Below are 16413 nucleotides of genomic sequence, written 5' to 3'. Positions count from 1 at the left end.
CAGGGTGCCGATGATCGGACCGTACGTTGGACCGGTGGAGCAGAGCATCCGAACCTCGCCGCCAGGGCCGAGAAGGCGACCGCCCGGGCGCGGCGCCGCCGAGGCCGCCGTACCCGGGCCCGCGTCGCCCCCCGACTCGCGGCTGCGGACCGCGTCGGCCGGGCGGTCGGTGCCGCGGGTGCGGCTGCGACTGCCGCTCGGCCGCGGACGGTCCGGCACCGGGCGCCCGGCCCGACTGACCGGGATGGGCACCGGGGTCGCCGGGGTGGCCGCGATGCTGCTGGTGGCGGGCGCGGACCGGCTGCTGTTCGGCGGCCTGGGCGTGCTGTTCGGCCTCGGCTACCTGGTGGTCTGCTTCCAGCTGGCGGTACGGGTGCGGTTCACCGACCTGCCGGCCGCGCCGATCAGCGGGCCGATCGCGTTCGCGGCGGCGCTGCTGGTGGTCCAGCCGGTGGCGGCGGACGGCGTGACCGGCGAGGTGGTGGCGCTGGCCGGCGGGCTGGCGCTGCGGGCCGGCTGGCTGTTCACCGGCACCGGCCTGGCGACGGCGATCGTGGCCGCCCGCTTCGTCGCCCGGCGCCGCCTGCGCCGCACCCGCTGAGGCCGGTCCGACCCCGCTGAGGCCGGTCCGACCCCGCTGAGGCCGATCCGACCCCGCTGAGGCCGGTCCGACGATTCCCGCCGGCCCCGCTGGTGGGGGCCGACGGGTGGTGGTCAGTGCTGGGCGGCGGCCATCGCGGCGCCGACGATGCCCGCGTCGTTGCGCAGCAGCGCCGGGACGACCTCCGCCGTGCGGTCCTTGAGCAGCGGCAGGAACTTGTCGTGCTTGCGGCTGACCCCGCCGCCGATGATCAGCAGTTGCGGGGAGAAGAGCATCTCGACCAGGTCGAGGTACTCGTCGACGCGGCCGGCCCAGTCCGCCCAGCTGAGGTCGTGGCGCTCCTTGGCGGCGGAGGAGGCCCGGCGCTCGGCGTCCTTGCCGCGCAGTTCGAGGTGGCCGAGCTCGGTGTTGGGGACGAGCACCCCGTCGGAGAAGAGCGCGCTGCCGATGCCGGTGCCGAAGGTGAGGACCAGGACCACGCCGCCGCGGTCGCGGCCTGCGCCGTGGGTCATCTCGGCGACACCGGCCGCGTCCGCGTCGTTGAGGACGGTGGCGGGCAGGCCGAGGGTGTCGGAGAAGAGCGCGGCGGCGTCCCGGCCGATCCAGCCCTTGTCGACGTTGGCGGCGGTACGGGTCCGCCCGTCGACGACCACGCCGGGGAAGGTCAAACCGACCGGCCCGCGGTGGTCGAAGCTCCGGACCACCTCCTGGACGGCCGCCGCCACCGCCTCGGGACCCGAGGGGTGCGGGGTGAGCACCTTCAGCCGCTCCTGGGCCAGGGCCCCGGCCTCGAGGTCGACCGGGGCCCCCTTGATGCCCGAACCGCCGATGTCCACGCCGAATACCGTCGTCATCTGCCGCTGCCCTCCGTTGCGCGCGGTCGTTGTCCACAGCCTGTGCACAACGCTACGGGTGGGGGTTCGCGCCCGCAGCCCGATAGCTGAAGCAGTACGGCCCGGAACATCCGGAACAGCACGACGCCCGGCCCCGGGGGTCGGGGCCGGGCGTCGTGGACGGCGGGTCAGAGCTTGCCGGCGGCCTCCGCGCGCAGGTCGCGGCGGAGCTCCTTGGGCAGCGAGAAGGTCAGGTGCTCCTCGGCGGTCTTCACGGTCTCGACGGTGTCGAAGCCGCGCGCGGCGAGGAACTCCAGCACGCCGTCGACCAGCACCTCGGGGACGGAGGCGCCGCTGGTCAGGCCGACCGTGGCGACACCGTCCAGCCAGGCCTCGTCGATCTCCTCGGCGAAGTCGACCAGGTAGGCGGCCTTGGCGCCGTACTCCAGGCCGACCTCGACCAGGCGGACCGAGTTGGAGGAGTTCTTGGAGCCGACCACGATCAGCAGGTCGGCCTCGGGGGCCAGCTGCTTGACCGCGACCTGGCGGTTCTGGGTGGCGTAGCAGATGTCGTCGCTGGGCGGGCTGACCAGCAGCGGGAAGCGCTTCTTCAGCTCGCCGACGGTCTCCATGGTCTCGTCCACGGAGAGGGTGGTCTGGGAGAGCCAGACCACCTTGGACTCGTCGCGGACCTGCACGTTGGCCACGTCCTCGGCACCGTCCACCAGGTGGATGCGGTCCGGGGCCTCGCCCATCGTGCCGATGACCTCCTCGTGGCCCTCGTGGCCGACGAGCAGGATGTCGTAGTCCTCGTCGGCGAAGCGGACGGCCTCCTTGTGCACCTTGGTGACCAGGGGGCAGGTGGCGTCGACGGTGGCGAGCTTGCCGACCCGGGCCTCGTCGTGCACGGACGGCGCGACGCCGTGCGCGGAGAACACCACGATCGAACCCTCGGGCACCTCCTCCGTCTCGTCGACGAAGATCGCGCCCTTCTTCTCCAGGGTCTGCACGACGTACTTGTTGTGGACGATCTGCTTGCGGACGTAGATCGGCGCCCCGTACTGCTCCAGGGCCTTCTCCACGGCGATCACGGCGCGGTCGACGCCCGCGCAGTAGCCCCGGGGGGCGGCGAGCAGGACACGGCGCTGAGCACTGGTGGACATGGCTCCATCGTACGGGCGCCGGTCCGGGCTGCCGACGCGCCCGGCCCGCGTGGCCCTCCGGCGCGGCGCGGCGGCGGTGGTCGAATGGGGAGAATGAGCGATCGAGCGGAAGCCGGGGCCCTGCGGCGCAGCCTGGGCGTGCGCGACCTGATGGTGTACGGCCTGCTGTTCATCGCCCCGATGGCCCCGGTCGGGGTGTTCGGGGTGCTGGACGCCAAGAGCGGCGGCGCGGTCGCGGCGGTCTACCTGCTGGCGACCGTGGCGATGGGCCTCACCGCGTGGTCGTACGCCCGGATGGTGCGCGCGGTGCCGCAGACCGGGTCGGTGTTCGCGTACGCGCGGGCGGGGCTCGGGGAGGGGCCGGGGTTCGTCGCGGGGTGGATGGTGATGCTGGACTACCTGCTGATCCCGGCGGTGGCGTACCTGTTCTCCGGGATCGCGCTGAACTCGCTGGTGCCCGGGGTCTCCCGGTGGGTGTGGACGGCGCTGGCGGTGGTGGTGACCACCGGGCTCAACCTGGTCGGGGTGCGGACGGCGGCTGCGGTCGGGTTCGCGGTGCTGGCGATGGAGATCGCGGTGCTGGCGGTGTTCCTGGTGGCGGCCACCGTGGAGCTTCTCCGGCACGGCGCGGCCCGGGACTGGCTGTCCCCGGTGGAGGGCGTCGGCGGCTTCTCGCTGACCGCGGTGGTGTCGGCGGTGTCGGTCGCGGTGCTCTCGTACCTGGGCTTCGACGCGATCGCCTCGTTCGTCGAGGAGGCGGTCGGCGCGTCGGCGGCGGTCGCCCGGGCGCTGCTGTGGTGCCTGGCGCTGGCCGGCCTGCTGTTCGTGGCGCAGACCTGGCTGGCGGCACTGCTGGAGCCGCTGTCGCCCACCGAGCTGGCGGCGGACCCGGCGAAGCAGGGGTCGGCGTTCTACGACACGGTGGAGGCGGGGGTCGGGCACTGGCTGCACGTGCTGATCGCGGCGAGCAAGGCGATCGGGGCGGCGTTCGCCGCGCTCGCCGGGCAGGCGGCGGCCGGGCGGCTGGTGTACGCGATGGGCCGGGACGGGCGGCTGCCGCGCTTCCTGGGCGCGGTCGACCCGGTGTCGGCGGTGCCGCGCCGGGCGCTGCTCGCCACGGCCGCGGTCACCATGGCGGCGGCGGTCTGGGCGGCGAGCCGCGACGACGGGCTGGACCGGCTGACCAGCGTGGTGAACGTGGGCGCGCTGACCGCGTTCGTCCTGCTGCACGCCTCGGTGATCGGGTGGTACGTGGTCCGGCAGGGCGCGCGGCCGTGGTGGCGCTACACGGTGGTGCCGGTGCTGGGCATCGCCGTGATCGTCTGGGTGCTGGTGGAGGCCTCGCCCGCCGCCCTGCTGGTCGGGGCCCTGTGGCTGCTGGTCGGGCTGGCGGTGCTGCTGGCGCAGTCGCGGCGGGCTGACGGGGTCAGGCCGTAGCCTCGTCCCCATGGCCAACACGAGCTCGCCCGAAGCCCCGGTACCGGTGGGGAAGGTCTCCGCGCTGATCGGCGGGTGGATCGACCGGCTCGGGGAGGTGTGGGTGGAGGGGCAGATCGCCCAGCTGAACCGGCGGCCCGGGGCGGGCATGGTGTTCCTGACGCTGCGCGACCCGGAGCGGGACGTCTCGCTGACCGTCACGTGCTTCCGCTCGGTCTTCGACCAGGTCGCGGAGGCCGTCCAGGAGGGCTCGCGGATCATCGTCCACGCCAAGCCGGAGTGGTACACCGCGCGCGGCACCCTCTCGCTGCGGGCGACCGAGATCCGACTGATCGGGCTGGGTGAACTGCTGGCCCGGCTGGAGCAGTTGAAGCGCCGACTGTTCGAGGAGGGCCTGTTCGAGCCGGCCCGCAAGCGGCCGCTGCCGTTCCTGCCGCACCGGATCGGCCTGGTGACCGGCCGCGGTTCGGCGGCCGAGCGCGACGTGCTGGAGAACGCCCGCCGCCGGTGGCCGGCGGTCCGCTTCGAGGTCCGCAACGTGCTGGTCCAGGGGCCGCAGGCGGCGGGCCAGGTCGCCGCGGCGGTACGGGAGCTGGACGGCCACCCGGAGGTGGACGTGATCGTCGTGGCCCGCGGCGGCGGCAGCGTGGAGGACCTGCTGCCGTTCTCCGACGAGGAGTTGATCCGCACCGTGGCCGCCGCGACCACCCCGGTGGTCAGCGCGATCGGGCACGAGCCGGACCAGCCGCTGCTGGACTTCGTCGCCGACCTGCGGGCGTCCACCCCCACCGACGCGGCCAAGCGGGTGGTGCCGGACGTCGGCGAGGAGCTGGCCCGGGTGCACCAGCTGCGGGACCGGGCGCGCCGGGCGGTCGGGCACCGGGTGGAGCGGGAGCTGGCCGGGCTGGCCGCGCTGCGCAGCCGCCCCGCGCTCGCGGCGCCGCAGCAGGCGCTGGCGACGCGCGGCGAGGAGCTGGAGGCGCTGCTCGGCCGGGCCCGGCGGGTGCTCGGGCACCGGCTGGACCACGCGCAGACGGACCTGGGCCACGCGCTGGCCCGGGTGGTGGCGCTGTCGCCGCTGGCGACGCTGGAGCGCGGCTACGCGGTGCTGCAGAAGGCGGACGGCGAGGTGGTGACCGATCCGGCGCGGGTGGCGGCGGGCGAGACGCTGCGCGCCCGGGTGGCGGGCGGCGGGTTCGACGTCACGGCGGCTCCGGACGGCGACTGAGCGGCTCGCGGGCGTCCCGCGGCCGGCCGCGCTCGGCGTTGGCGCGGCGCAGTTCGGCGTGGACGTCGGTGAGCAGCCGCAGCAGCACGGCGCTGGTCTGGGCGGAGGTCAGCTCGGCCAGGGCGCGGGCCTCGCGCTGCTCGGCGCTGCCCAGGTAGCGGCGCAGCCGGGCGATGGCGTACCCGGTGCCGGCCAGGCCGACGACGGCCAGGCAGCCGAGGACGGCCGCAGGCAGGATTTCCCGCATTGCGTGCTCGCTTTCGCGATCGGTCGGGGTGGGGGCGAGCGTACTCCCGACGGAAAGATCACCTGGGAAATTCCGGAAAATCGCCGGGATTTCGCGCCGGACGCCCGGAGTTCGAGCCCCCGGCGGCGGCTCGCGGGCGGGCGCTACGGCCGATCGGGGGGCATTTTCGGGGAATCGCTTGCCGTCGGGCGGAACGGCTCGTAGCGTGACGCCTCCCCTTTCCCGGAGGTTCCCATGGAAGTGAGACCTTCCCTAGTCGAGGCCGCGAAGTCCGGGGACAGCGAGGCCTGGGCACAGCTCTATCTCGCTTATCACGGCGTGGTGTTGGCGTTCCTGATCCGGCGGACCGGAAATCGCGTGCTGGCCGAGGATCTCGCCCAGGACACTTTTGTCAGGGCAATGGCGGGAATTCACGGTTTCCGCTGGACCGGCAAGGACATGGGCGCGTGGATGGTGACCATCGCGCGCAATGTGATGCTCGACCACGACAAACGTCGCTCCACCCGCCGGGAGTCGGCGGTGGCGACGGTCGCCGACACCGACTCCGGCGTGCGGGTGGAGGAGGCGGTGCTGGCGGCGGCCGACGCCGACCGGGTCTGGGCGGCGCTGGAGTCGCTGAACGACCGGCAGCGCACCGTGCTCACCATGCGGTACTGGGAGGAGCTGAGCTCCAACGAGATCGCCGACCGGATCGGCCTGCGGGTGGGCGCCGTGAAGACCCTCACCTACCGGGCCCGGGCCAACCTGCGGCACGCCCTCGGCGAGAAGTGACGAGGCGTCAGTCCGCGAGCGGCCGGGTGCGGGAGAGCGCCGTGGAGTGCTCGTGGAAGCCGAGGCTGCGGTAGAGCGCCTCGCCGCCGTCGCTGGCGTGCAGGTCGATCCTGGTGGCCCGGTGGGCGTCGAACCAGGCGAGCAGGGCCTCGGTGCAGGCGCGGGCGTAGCCGCGCGAGCGCTGCCCGGGGTCGGTGCAGATGTTGAAGACGAAGCCGAAGAGCCCGTCCGGGTGGCCGGGCGCGGGCAGCCGGCGCTCCAGGGTGCCGACCGCGCAGGACGCCAGCCGGCCAGGGCCCGCGGGGTCGTCCACCACGAACGCGGCCAGGGTCCGTCCGGGCTCGGCCAGCCGGGCGCGGAGCTCGGCCTCGGCGCCGGCCCGCCAGGGGCCGTGGTCCTCGGCGCCGGTCATCGCGGCGAACATCAGGCCGCGCAGGCGGACCAGCTCGGGCGCGTCGGCGGGCTCGGCGGGGCGCACCGGGGCCGGGCTCACCGGGGCCGGGCGCGGCACCGCGGCGCGGGCCGGAGCGGGGCGTTCGGGGGTCATGGCGCGCAGGATAGGCGCGGCCCGGTGCCGGGTGCAGCGGGTTTTGTCGGCGACAGGCCCTACGCTGGGCGCCATGGCTGATCAGGGCAACGGCGAGGTCACCGGTACGCCGCCGGGGGCGGACGACGCGCTCGGCTACGAGCAGGCGCGGGACGAACTGCTGGAGGTGGTGCGGCGGTTGGAGACCGGCGGCACCTCGCTGGAGGAGTCGCTGGCGCTCTGGGAGCGCGGCGAGCGGCTGGCGAAGGTGTGCCAGCGCTGGCTGGACGGCGCCCGGGCCCGGCTGGACGCGGCGCTGGCGGCGGAGGAGGCGGACGGCGACCCGCAGGCCCGGCCGTGACACAGTGGCTGTGACGCGTATCACTTGTCCGCACGGAATGGTTTAACGTTCACCCACTGTTGGAAGCGGGTGTGCGGCACCAATGCCGCCATCCGAATTCAGCATGAGGTAGGACATCATGACCCTGGCTCTCGACGCCGCCGCTCAGGACCTGCTCTTCCGTGAGGCCCGCACGGCCAACACGTTCACCGACGAGCCCGTCACCGACGAGCAGGTCCAGGCGATCTACGACCTGGTCAAGTTCGGCCCGACCGCCATGAACGCCCAGCCGCTGCGCGTGGTGCTGGTCCGCACCCCGGAGGCCCGCGAGCGCCTGGTCAACCTGATGAGCGACGGCAACAAGGAGAAGACCTCCAGCGCCCCGCTGGTGGCCATCCTCGCCGTGGACAACGAGTTCCACGAGGAGCTGCCGACCCAGTTCCCGCACTTCCCGGGCGCCAAGGACATGCTCTCCGACCGCGCCGGCCGTGAGCCGATGGCCGCGATGAACGCCGCCCTGCAGGCCGGCTACTTCATCATCGGCGTCCGCGCCGCCGGCCTGGCCGCCGGCCCGATGGCCGGTTACGACGCCGCGGGCATCGACAAGGAGTTCTTCGGCGACGGCGAGCACACCGTCCTCGCCGTGGTGAACATCGGCAAGCCCGGCGAGAACGCCTGGTTCCCGCGCGGCCCGCGCCTGGCCTACGACGAGGTCGTCACCACCGTCTGACCGGACGGCGACGACGAAGGGCCCCCGCTCCGGCGGGGGCCCTTTTCGCGTCCTGTGGTCCGGAGCGCTACTTGAGCGCCTCGGCGAGCTGCGCCAGCTCCTCGTACGTCGCGGTACCGGTGACCACCGTGGTGCCGGTGGTACCGGCCGGGTGGGTCAGGCCGCGGTAGCGCTCGCCCTTGAAGCGCGGCCACTCCTGGCCGGCCACCGTGGAGCTGCCGTCGGCGGTGAAGCCGGGCACCTTGTCGGCGAGCAGCGTGTCCCGGTCGACCGCGCTCTGCTCGACGGCCGCGTACTGCCCGGACGGGGTGACGAAGCCCAGGTGCCAGACCTCGTGGCCGTTCTTGTCCGCGCGGTACTCGACCGAGGTCGCCCGCCACCGGTCGGAGAGCCCCTGCGGACCGAGCACCGGGAACGGCGCGGCCCGCTTCGCCGAGGCGAGCGCGCTCCGGTAGTCGACCGTGTGGACGCCGTCGCCCGCCGAGTGCGGGAGGAAGACGAAGCCCACGGCCGCGACGCCGCCTACCGCCAGCATCGACAGGATCATGTCCCGTACGGTCTGCCGGCCTCTCTTGCTGCTGTTGCCTGCCACCCGGCCATGGTAGGCGGGCCCGACCGGCGGCCGGCGCGCGGGACCCGGCGGCCGGTGCGCCGCCGGTGCCCCGGGAGGTGCGCCACAGACACCCGTCCGGTGGACGGATACGATCGCAGCACCCTCACCACGGCGTTCGACCCAGGCAGTAGTCGGGCGCTCACAGGCCGTCGCGTACAGAGAGGTAACGACGATGACCGCGCAGTACCCGCACAACCTCCCCAGCTCCCTGGAGGTCGCTCCGGAGGCCCCGGACCGCAACCTCGCCCTCGAACTGGTCCGCGTCACCGAGGCCGCCGCGATGGCGGCGGGCCGCTGGGTCGGCCGCGGCGACAAGAACGGCGCCGACGGCGCGGCCGTGAAGGCCATGCGCACCCTGGTCTCGACCGTCTCGATGAACGGCGTGGTCGTCATCGGCGAGGGCGAGAAGGACGAAGCCCCGATGCTGTACAACGGCGAGCGGGTCGGCGACGGCACCGGCGCGGAGTGCGACGTGGCGGTGGACCCGGTGGACGGCACCACGCTGACCGCCAAGGGCATGCACAACGCCGTCGCCGTGCTCGCGGTGGCCGACCGCGGCACCATGTTCGACCCCAGCGCCGTGTTCTACATGGACAAGCTGGTGACCGGCCCCGAGGCGGCCGACTTCGTCGACATCACCGCCCCGACCGCGGTCAACATCCGCCGGGTCGCCAAGGCCAAGGGCATCGCCGTCGAGGACGTCACCGTGGTGGTGCTGGACCGTCCGCGCCACGAGGGCCTGGTCCGGGAGATCCGCGAGGCCGGCGCGCGCATCAAGTACATCTCCGACGGCGACGTGGCCGGCGCCATCATGGCGGCCCGCGAGGGCACCGGCGTCGACCTGCTGATGGGCGTCGGCGGCACCCCCGAGGGCATCATCGCGGCCTGCGCCATGAAGTGCATGGGCGGCGTGATCCAGGGCCGGCTGTGGCCGAAGGACGAGGCCGAGCGGCAGAAGGCGCTGGACGCCGGGCACGACCTGGACCGCGTCCTGAGCACCAACGACCTGGTCAGCGGCGAGAACGTGTTCTTCGTGGCCACCGGCATCACCGACGGCGAGCTGCTCCGCGGCGTGCACTACCGCCAGGAGACCGCCACCACCAGCTCCCTGGTGATGCGCTCCAAGAGCGGCACGATCCGCGAGGTCCACGCCACCCACCGGCTGTCGAAGCTGCGGGCGTACAGCGCGATCGACTTCGACCGGGCGAACTAGCCCCGGCCCCCGTCACGGCTCGCCCCGTGCCCTCAGCCGGCTATCCGGCGGGGCTCGGCGGCGAGCCGGCGGGAGTCCCGGAGTTCGAGGTCGCGGCGCCGGCGGCGGGTGAGGACGACCCTGCGCTCGGCCGCGGTGAGACCGCCCCAGACGCCGTACGGCTCCGGCTGCGCGAGCGCGTGCTCGCGGCACTCCAGCAGCACCGGGCAGCGCGCGCAGACCCGCTTCGCCTGCTCCTCCCGGGCCAGCCGGGCCGCCGTCGGCTCCTTGGAGGGGGCGAAGAACAGCCCCGCCTCGTCACTGCGGCAGGCCGCACCGGTGTGCCAGGGGTCGTCCTCCACCGCGGCGGCGCGGGGGGTGCTGGACTCGATGGGATGCAGCACGGCGTACTCCTGACTGACCAGGGACATGGCTTGGCATGGCACGGGGAAGTGTGCGAGGGGAACTACCCCGCGGTATCCCGATTCATGCACACCGCACGCAACCGACTACGCAGTGCACTCGATGCAACGTCGAGTGCCCGCGCGGGAATTGACGGAGCGCAGGATTCCGCCGCCCGGCCGCCGGCCGCCCCCGTCAGCCGTCGAGCTGCTTGCGCACCCACTCCTTGAGCTTCTTGCCCCGGCGCGGCCGCGCGCTGCAGCCGCCGAACACCGCGCCGCCCTTGATCCGCACCACCGGCGCGTACGGGTCCGGCGAGGTCTGCTCCTTGACGTCGAAACCGCCGAAGATGCCGACGCCGCTGCCGTGCAGCGAGACGTTCTCCGGCACCTTGATGTCCACGCCGCCGAAGACCGCGGCCACCTCGATCACCACCTCGGGCGACTCGAAGACGGCGTCGGTGAGGTCGATGTCCACCCCGCCGAAGACGGCGATCGCGCGCAGGTGCGAGCCGACCCGCCAGCGGCCCTTGCGAGTGGCGCCGCCGAACACCGCGACCATGGACGGGGACTCGGTGCGGGCCGGGGGCAGCTGGGTGCCGCCCTCGCGCAGCGGCGGCTTCTCCATCGACAGGCGCGGGGTCTCGCCGGCCACCGGCAGGTCGCGGGTGAGCGGGACGAGATCGCCGAAGGTCTTGGCGCTGTAGGCCGCCTCGATCCGCTCGGCGTGCTCGTCGACGGTCAGCCGGCCCTCGGCGTAGGCGTCCCGGAGCAGTTCGGCGACCCGCTCGCGGTCGGCGTCGGAGCAGCGCAGGTCCGCCTCGGCGACGGGGGCGGACTCGGGCCGGGTCACGGCCTTGTTCATCGGTACGGGCTCGCGGCCCTCGGTGCCCGGGCCGTCCTGGGCTGCAGCGTTGTCCACGTCACACAGCCTATCCAGGCGCACCCGGCACCGAACGGCAGTTCGGCGGATTGGGCGTGACCCCTGTCACGCAGGCCTACCTGGCCGCCCGGGCACCGTCCGGGTGCACCTACCCTGGAGGGTGCTTCGTCGACGCAGCTGACAGAACTGAGGATCTCCCCCATGGCTCCCACGCCAGAGTTCGCCTACAGCGACCTGCTCCCGCTCGGTGCCGACCCGACGCCGTACCGGAAGATCACCTCCGAGGGCGTCTCGACCTTCGAGGCCGGCGGTCGCACGTTCCTCCAGGTGGAGCCCGAGGCGCTGCGGCTGCTCACCGCCGAGGCGATGCACGACATCTCGCACTACCTGCGCCCCGCGCACCTCGCCCAGCTGCGCCGCATCCTGGACGACCCGGAGGCCAGCCCGAACGACCGCTTCGTGGCGCTGGACCTGCTGAAGAACGTCAACATCTCGGCCGGCGGCATCCTCCCGATGTGCCAGGACACCGGCACCGCGATCGTGATGGGCAAGCGCGGCCAGAACGTGCTCACCTCCGGCCAGGACGAGTCCGCGATCGCCCGCGGCGTGTACGACGCGTACACCAAGCTCAACCTGCGCTACTCCCAGATGGCCCCGGTGACCATGTGGGACGAGAAGAACACCGGCAACAACCTGCCGGCCCAGATCGAGCTGTACGCCACCGACGGCGACGCGTACAAGTTCCTCTTCATGGCCAAGGGCGGCGGCTCGGCCAACAAGTCGTACCTGTACCAGGAGACCAAGGCGATCCTCAACGAGTCGTCGATGCTCTCCTTCCTGGAGCAGAAGATCCGCTCGCTGGGCACCGCGGCCTGCCCGCCGTACCACCTGGCGATCGTGGTCGGCGGCACCAGCGCCGAGTTCGCGCTGAAGACCGCCAAGTACGCCTCGGCGCACTACCTGGACAACCTGCCGACCTCCGGCGACGCCGCCACCGGCCACGGCTTCCGCGACCTGGAGCTGGAGGCCAAGGTCACCGAGCTGACCCAGAAGATCGGCATCGGCGCGCAGTTCGGCGGCAAGTACTTCTGCCACGACGTGCGGGTGATCCGCCTGCCGCGGCACGGCGCCTCGCTGCCGGTCGCGATGGCCGTCTCCTGCTCCGCCGACCGCCAGGCGCTGGGCAAGATCACCGCCGAGGGCGTCTTCCTGGAGCAGCTGGAGACCGAGCCGGCCAAGTACCTGCCGGAGACCACCGACGCCCACCTCGACGGCGAGGTGGTCCGGGTCGACCTGAACCAGCCGATGAGCGAGATCCGGGCACAGCTGTCCAAGTACCCGGTGAAGACCCGCCTCTCGCTGTCCGGCACCCTGGTGGTGGCGCGCGACATCGCGCACGCCAAGATCAAGGAGCGGCTGGACGCCGGCCAGGGCATGCCGCAGTACATGAAGGACCACCCGGTGTACTACGCGGGCCCGGCCAAGACCCCCGAGGGCTTCGCCTCCGGCTCCTTCGGCCCGACCACGGCCGGCCGGATGGACTCCTACGTGGACCAGTTCCAGGCGGCCGGCGGCTCGATGGTGATGCTCGCCAAGGGCAACCGCTCCAAGCAGGTCACCCAGGCCTGCGGCACCCACGGCGGCTTCTACCTCGGCTCGATCGGCGGCCCCGCCGCGCGCCTGGCCCAGGACTGCATCAAGAAGGTCGAGGTGCTGGAGTACCCCGAGCTCGGCATGGAGGCGGTCTGGCGGATCGAGGTCGAGGACTTCCCGGCGTTCATCGTGGTGGACGACAAGGGCAACGACTTCTTCGCCGAGGTCACCGACGGCCCGCTGATCACCAGCCTGCGGGTGCGCTCGGCCGAGTAGGCCCCGCGAACGACGAATGCCCCGGTCCGTGCGGACCGGGGCATTCGGTGCGTCGGGTCACGGACGGCTGGTGATGTTGCCGAGCGGCTCGAAGACCTCGTCGTTCTTGGGCTCCTCGGTGGCCGGCTCGACGGTCGGCTCGGGGTCGGCGGCCAGCAGTTCGAGCGCCTGCTCGATCGCGTTCGGGTCGACCGGGGTCGCGCTGTGCTCGGTGGGCGCGGTCTCGGCAGCAACCGGGGTGGTGGTCTCGTCGGCCATGACGTGGGCCGCCTTTCGGGTCATCAGTTCCAACGGCCCGGAAGGATCCTCCTGGGCGCCCGGACAGTATCGTAGGGACCGTTAAATGTCCTATAAACGATCCACGCCCTTTCCTGTTCGTGGATGTTTGCGCGCGGTCTCATAGGCTGGACACTTCACGGGCAGACGAGCCATCACATCGGGGGAGGACATGGAGCATCAGGGGACACCGTCCACCGGCGCGCTGCGGTTCCAGGTGCTCGGCCCGGTGCAGGCCTGGCACGGCGAAAGGGCACTGGCCCTCGGCTCGCCGCAGCAACAGGCCGTGCTCACCGCACTGCTGCTCAGCCACGGCCGCCCGGTCACCACCGACGACCTGGTCGACGGCATCTGGGGCGAGCGCACCCCGCCGCAGGCACTGGCCGCACTGCGCACCTACGTCTCCCGCCTGCGCACCGTCATCGAACCGAACCGCGAGACCCGCAAGCCGGCCGAGATCCTGGTCTCGGTCTCCGACGGGTACGCGCTGCGGATCCCGGCGCAGTCGCTGGACCTCGCCAGCTTCGAGCGGCAGGTCGCCGACGCGGCCGACGCCAAGTCTGCGGGCGACTACCGCGGTTCGCACGAACTCCTGCTCTCCGCCCTGGCCCTGTGGCGCGGCAAGCCACTGCCCGGGGTGCCCGGTCCGTACGCCGAGGCGCAGCGCAACCGGCTGTCCGAGCGTCAGATCGCGGTCGCCGAGGAGCGCTGCGCGGTGGCACTGGAGATCGGCCTGCACGCCGAGGCGGTCTCCGAACTGAGCGCGCTGTGCGCCGCCCAGCCGCTGCGCGAGCGGCTGCGCGAGCTGCTGATGCTGGCGCTGTACCGCTGCGGCCGGCAGGCCGAGTCGCTGGGCGTCTGGGCGGACACCCGCAAGCTGCTGATCGAGGAGCTCGGCGTGGAGCCGGGCAGCGGGCTGGCGGCGATGCACGCCCGGATCCTGGCCGGTGACCCGACGCTGATGCCGACCGCGGCGGCCGCGCCGCGCGGCGAGGTCGAGGAGTCGGCCGCTTTCGTGCCGCCCGCCCAACTTCCCGCGGACGTATCCGACTTCAGCGGGCGCTCCAAGATCGTCCATGAGCTGCGGGACGTCCTGCGGGCCGGCTCCGGGCAGGCCGTGGTGGTCACCTCGCTGGCCGGCATCGGCGGCGTCGGCAAGACCACCCTGGCGGTGCACGTCGCCCACGGCCTGCGCCCGGACTTCCCGGACGGCCAGCTGTACGTGGACCTGCGCGGCGCGGGCGAGTCGCCCGCCGAACCGGCCGTGGTGCTCGGCGACTTCCTGCACGCACTCGGCGTGACGGACACCCCCGACTCGCTCGACCAGCGCGCCGCGCTGTACCGCTCGCTGCTGGCCGACAAGCGGATGCTGATCCTGCTCGACAACGCCAGGGACGCCCGGCAGCTGCTGCCGCTGATCCCCGGGGTCTCCGGCAACGCCGTGATGGTCACCAGCCGCTCCCGGCTGGCGGAGATCCCCGGCGCGCACCTGATCGACATCGAGGAGCTCACCCCGGACGAGGCGTTGGCACTGTTCTCGGCCATCGTCGGGATCGAACGGGTGGCCGCCGAACCGGAGGCCGCGCTGGCCGTGGTCACCGCGTGCGGCTTCCTCCCGCTCGCGGTCCGGATCGCCGCCGCCCGCCTGGCCAGCCGTCCGCGCTGGAGCGTCTCGGACCTCGCACGGCGGTTAGCGGACCAGCGGAACCGGCTCCAGGAACTCCAGCTCGGCAACCTGGCCGTGGAGACCACCATCGGTCTCGGTTACGGCCAGCTGCAGCCGGAGGAGGCCCGGGCGTTCCGCCTGCTGTCCGTCGTCGACTCGCCCGATCTGCCGCTGTCGGCCGTCGCCGCGCTGCTCGGCACCGACGAGCGCACGGCCGAGGACCTGGCCGAGGCACTGGTCGAGGCCAACATGCTGGAGTGCTTCACCCCGGGCCGCTACCGCTACCACGACCTGCTGCGCCTGTACGCCCAGCGGCAGAACGAGCGGCTGGGGGACACCGTCGAGCAGCAGGCCGCCCTGCTGCGGCTGCTCGACCTGCTGCTCGCCACCCTGCAGAACGCCGCCCGGGTGCTCGAACCGGACGACGAGCTGAGCGAGCTGCTGCACGACTCCACCACCGCGGGCCTGCGACTCGCGGACAGCACTTCCGCCCGGGACTGGCTGCGGTCCGAACTCGCCCTCCTGCTCAGCGCGGTGGAGCGCGCCGTCGACGGTCCGCCGGCCCTGCTGCGACCGGGGGTCGACGTGGTGCTGGTGCTGCGCGCGCTGGTCGAGGACCCGACGCTGAGCCCGCGGATCGGCAACGCGCTGCGCACCGCGGCCTCCGGCGCCCAGGCGCAGCGGGACACCGATGCGCTGGCCCGGATCCGGTACGCGCTGGGCCACGTCCAGCAGATGACCGGCGAGCTCACCGAGGCGGAGGCCTCGCTGCGGCAGAGCCTCGGCCTGCAGGCACCCGACGACCTCACCCACCTGCGGGCGTCCGTCGCCAACGAGCTGGCCGTCGTCCTGGACCTGGCCGGCCGGACCGACGAGGCGCTGCCGTTCTACCAGCAGGCGCACGAGATCAGCCGGGCGCTGGGCGCATCGATCGGCGAGGCCCGGCTGCTGGGCAACATGGCCCGGGCGTACGTCGGGCTGGACCGGCACGCGGAGGCGGTGGAGTCGGCGCGGGCCGCCGTGGCGGTGGCCCGGACCGCCGGGAACACGCCCTGTCTGGCGGACACCCTGTACCAGCTGGGCGTGGTGCTGAGAGCCACCGGTTCGACGGCGGAGGCGGCGCGCGCGCTGCGCGAGGCGCACGGGCTGTTCCAGTCGCAGCAGTTGAGGTTCTGGGAGGGCTACGCGCTGGCCCGGCTGGCGGCCTGTCTGCTGGACGAGGGCCAGCACCCGCAGGCGGCGGAGGCCGCCGAGGAGTCGCTGTCCATCGCCCAGGAGATCGACGCGGCCTACTGCCAGGGGCTGGCCAACGCGGCGCTCGGCGAGGCGCTGCTGGCGCTCGGGCAGCCGGCCCGCGGCCTGGCGTGTCTGAGCGAGGCGCACGCGGTCTTCACCCGGCTCGGTGTGCCCGAGGCCCTCCCCGTGCAGAGCCTCATCTCCGACCAGCACACCGAGCCCACCGCTCCCCCCGCGCCGTAGCCGCCTCTCCCCCCGGACCGGCGGCCTTCCCCCTCGGTGCGTCGGGGGGGGGGGGGGGGGGCCCCCGCGGGGGGGCCCCCCCGCGCGCCCCCCCCCCGCGGGGCCGGACGCCGCGGGCAGGGCGGGGAGGTGAATAAATAAGAGGAGGCCACGCCACC

Annotated in this window: 17 protein-coding genes; 9 read left to right on the top strand and 8 right to left on the bottom strand. The window is 73.3% G+C overall.

Translation table 11 applies throughout. The annotated features are described in order from the left end of the window. The first annotated feature begins 178 nt into the window (after positions 1-178). On the top strand, positions 179-601 hold the full coding sequence (locus tag ACGFX4_RS00085) for a DUF6542 domain-containing protein (RefSeq protein WP_393068852.1): 423 nt from the start codon (positions 179-181) through the stop codon (positions 599-601). Positions 602-714: 113 nt separating this feature from the next. On the opposite strand, the gene ppgK is transcribed toward ACGFX4_RS00085, so the two are convergent. Both ppgK and ACGFX4_RS00075 read right to left on the bottom strand, forming a co-directional pair. Continuing rightward, positions 715-1455, bottom strand: a complete 741-nt coding sequence (ppgK, locus tag ACGFX4_RS00080; RefSeq protein WP_393068850.1) for a polyphosphate--glucose phosphotransferase — start codon at positions 1453-1455, stop codon at positions 715-717. 167 nt (positions 1456-1622) lie between these two features. Then, positions 1623-2597 carry a 4-hydroxy-3-methylbut-2-enyl diphosphate reductase gene (locus ACGFX4_RS00075; RefSeq protein WP_393068848.1) on the bottom strand — a complete coding sequence of 325 codons (975 nt, stop codon included), beginning with the start codon at positions 2595-2597 and terminating at the stop codon, positions 1623-1625. A gap of 84 nt (positions 2598-2681) precedes the next feature. Here ACGFX4_RS00075 and ACGFX4_RS00070 point away from each other — a divergent pair, with 84 nt between their 5' ends. Together ACGFX4_RS00070 and xseA are read left to right on the top strand one after the other, a co-directional pair. Then, entirely contained in the window at positions 2682-4034 is a 1353-nt protein-coding gene (locus ACGFX4_RS00070) for an APC family permease (RefSeq protein ID WP_393068846.1), read from the top strand. Positions 4035-4044: 10 nt separating this feature from the next. After that, positions 4045-5262, top strand: a complete 1218-nt coding sequence (xseA, locus tag ACGFX4_RS00065) for an exodeoxyribonuclease VII large subunit (protein WP_393068844.1) — start codon at positions 4045-4047, stop codon at positions 5260-5262. Here the strand turns inward: xseA and ACGFX4_RS00060 are convergent. Next, positions 5237-5509: a hypothetical protein gene (locus ACGFX4_RS00060; protein ID WP_393068843.1), complete on the bottom strand. Its 273-nt coding sequence runs from the start codon at positions 5507-5509 to the stop codon at positions 5237-5239. The genes xseA and ACGFX4_RS00060 overlap by 26 nt on opposite strands. Positions 5510-5749: 240 nt before the next feature. Here ACGFX4_RS00060 and ACGFX4_RS00055 point away from each other — a divergent pair, with 240 nt between their 5' ends. Next, a complete protein-coding gene (locus ACGFX4_RS00055; RefSeq protein WP_393068842.1) occupies positions 5750-6280 on the top strand; it encodes an RNA polymerase sigma factor in 531 nt (176 codons plus the stop codon). Between the two features lie 7 nt (positions 6281-6287). Here the strand turns inward: ACGFX4_RS00055 and ACGFX4_RS00050 are convergent, their stop codons facing one another. Beyond that, a complete protein-coding gene (locus ACGFX4_RS00050) occupies positions 6288-6827 on the bottom strand; it encodes a GNAT family N-acetyltransferase (protein ID WP_393068841.1) in 540 nt (179 codons plus the stop codon). A gap of 73 nt (positions 6828-6900) precedes the next feature. On the opposite strand from ACGFX4_RS00050, the gene ACGFX4_RS00045 reads away from it, so the two are divergent. Together ACGFX4_RS00045 and ACGFX4_RS00040 are read left to right on the top strand one after the other, a co-directional pair. Next, complete coding sequence (locus ACGFX4_RS00045; protein ID WP_393068839.1) at positions 6901-7167, top strand: exodeoxyribonuclease VII small subunit; 267 nt, start codon at positions 6901-6903, stop codon at positions 7165-7167. A 118-nt stretch (positions 7168-7285) separates the two neighbouring features. After that, the gene (locus ACGFX4_RS00040) at positions 7286-7876 is read left to right on the top strand and encodes a malonic semialdehyde reductase (protein WP_393068837.1); all 591 of its coding nucleotides are present in this window, start codon (positions 7286-7288) and stop codon (positions 7874-7876) included. A 67-nt stretch (positions 7877-7943) separates the two neighbouring features. Here the strand turns inward: ACGFX4_RS00040 and ACGFX4_RS00035 are convergent, their stop codons facing one another. Further along, entirely contained in the window at positions 7944-8468 is a 525-nt protein-coding gene (locus ACGFX4_RS00035) for a DUF4245 domain-containing protein (protein WP_393068835.1), read from the bottom strand. A 193-nt stretch (positions 8469-8661) separates the two neighbouring features. Between ACGFX4_RS00035 and glpX the strand changes: the two genes are divergently transcribed. Beyond that, a complete protein-coding gene (glpX, locus tag ACGFX4_RS00030; protein ID WP_393068833.1) occupies positions 8662-9702 on the top strand; it encodes a class II fructose-bisphosphatase in 1041 nt (346 codons plus the stop codon). A gap of 32 nt (positions 9703-9734) precedes the next feature. Here glpX and ACGFX4_RS00025 read toward each other — a convergent pair whose 3' ends face one another. Beyond that, positions 9735-10112, bottom strand: a complete 378-nt coding sequence (locus tag ACGFX4_RS00025) for a WhiB family transcriptional regulator (protein ID WP_345698772.1) — start codon at positions 10110-10112, stop codon at positions 9735-9737. 166 nt (positions 10113-10278) lie between these two features. Then, positions 10279-10947: a DUF1707 domain-containing protein gene (locus ACGFX4_RS00020; protein ID WP_393069310.1), complete on the bottom strand. Its 669-nt coding sequence runs from the start codon at positions 10945-10947 to the stop codon at positions 10279-10281. A 219-nt stretch (positions 10948-11166) separates the two neighbouring features. Here ACGFX4_RS00020 and ACGFX4_RS00015 point away from each other — a divergent pair, with 219 nt between their 5' ends. Further along, positions 11167-12834 (top strand): fumarate hydratase, encoded by a 1668-nt coding sequence (locus tag ACGFX4_RS00015; protein WP_393068831.1) that lies wholly within the window; start codon positions 11167-11169, stop codon positions 12832-12834. Positions 12835-12891: 57 nt separating this feature from the next. Here ACGFX4_RS00015 and ACGFX4_RS00010 read toward each other — a convergent pair whose 3' ends face one another. Further along, entirely contained in the window at positions 12892-13116 is a 225-nt protein-coding gene (locus ACGFX4_RS00010; protein ID WP_393068830.1) for a hypothetical protein, read from the bottom strand. A gap of 166 nt (positions 13117-13282) precedes the next feature. On the opposite strand from ACGFX4_RS00010, the gene ACGFX4_RS00005 reads away from it, so the two are divergent. After that, on the top strand, positions 13283-16255 hold the full coding sequence (locus ACGFX4_RS00005; RefSeq protein ID WP_393068828.1) for a BTAD domain-containing putative transcriptional regulator: 2973 nt from the start codon (positions 13283-13285) through the stop codon (positions 16253-16255). Positions 16256-16413: the final 158 nt, after the last annotated feature.

The sequence above is a fragment of the Kitasatospora sp. NPDC048365 genome, assembly GCF_043200835.1.
GTDB classification, from domain to species: Bacteria; Actinomycetota; Actinomycetes; order Streptomycetales; family Streptomycetaceae; genus Kitasatospora; species Kitasatospora terrestris.
The sequence above is the reverse complement of the archived record's forward strand: the minus strand, read 5'-3'. Positions and strand labels throughout refer to the sequence as shown.

Excerpts from the sequence above, each read along its gene's own strand:
- xseA (WP_393068844.1), top strand. The coding sequence starts at position 4,045 with ATGGCCAACACGAGCTCGCCCGAAGCCCCGGTACCGGTGGGGAAGGTC.
- ACGFX4_RS00020 (WP_393069310.1), bottom strand. The coding sequence starts at position 10,947 with ATGAACAAGGCCGTGACCCGGCCCGAGTCCGCCCCCGTCGCCGAGGCG.
- ACGFX4_RS00045 (WP_393068839.1), top strand. The coding sequence starts at position 6,901 with ATGGCTGATCAGGGCAACGGCGAGGTCACCGGTACGCCGCCGGGGGCG.
- ACGFX4_RS00010 (WP_393068830.1), bottom strand. The coding sequence starts at position 13,116 with ATGACCCGAAAGGCGGCCCACGTCATGGCCGACGAGACCACCACCCCG.
- ACGFX4_RS00040 (WP_393068837.1), top strand. The coding sequence starts at position 7,286 with ATGACCCTGGCTCTCGACGCCGCCGCTCAGGACCTGCTCTTCCGTGAG.
- ACGFX4_RS00015 (WP_393068831.1), top strand. The coding sequence starts at position 11,167 with ATGGCTCCCACGCCAGAGTTCGCCTACAGCGACCTGCTCCCGCTCGGT.
- ACGFX4_RS00075 (WP_393068848.1), bottom strand. The coding sequence starts at position 2,597 with ATGTCCACCAGTGCTCAGCGCCGTGTCCTGCTCGCCGCCCCCCGGGGC.
- ACGFX4_RS00050 (WP_393068841.1), bottom strand. The coding sequence starts at position 6,827 with ATGACCCCCGAACGCCCCGCTCCGGCCCGCGCCGCGGTGCCGCGCCCG.
- ACGFX4_RS00070 (WP_393068846.1), top strand. The coding sequence starts at position 2,682 with ATGGGGAGAATGAGCGATCGAGCGGAAGCCGGGGCCCTGCGGCGCAGC.
- ACGFX4_RS00060 (WP_393068843.1), bottom strand. The coding sequence starts at position 5,509 with ATGCGGGAAATCCTGCCTGCGGCCGTCCTCGGCTGCCTGGCCGTCGTC.
- ppgK (WP_393068850.1), bottom strand. The coding sequence starts at position 1,455 with ATGACGACGGTATTCGGCGTGGACATCGGCGGTTCGGGCATCAAGGGG.
- ACGFX4_RS00025 (WP_345698772.1), bottom strand. The coding sequence starts at position 10,112 with ATGTCCCTGGTCAGTCAGGAGTACGCCGTGCTGCATCCCATCGAGTCC.
- ACGFX4_RS00005 (WP_393068828.1), top strand. The coding sequence starts at position 13,283 with ATGGAGCATCAGGGGACACCGTCCACCGGCGCGCTGCGGTTCCAGGTG.
- glpX (WP_393068833.1), top strand. The coding sequence starts at position 8,662 with ATGACCGCGCAGTACCCGCACAACCTCCCCAGCTCCCTGGAGGTCGCT.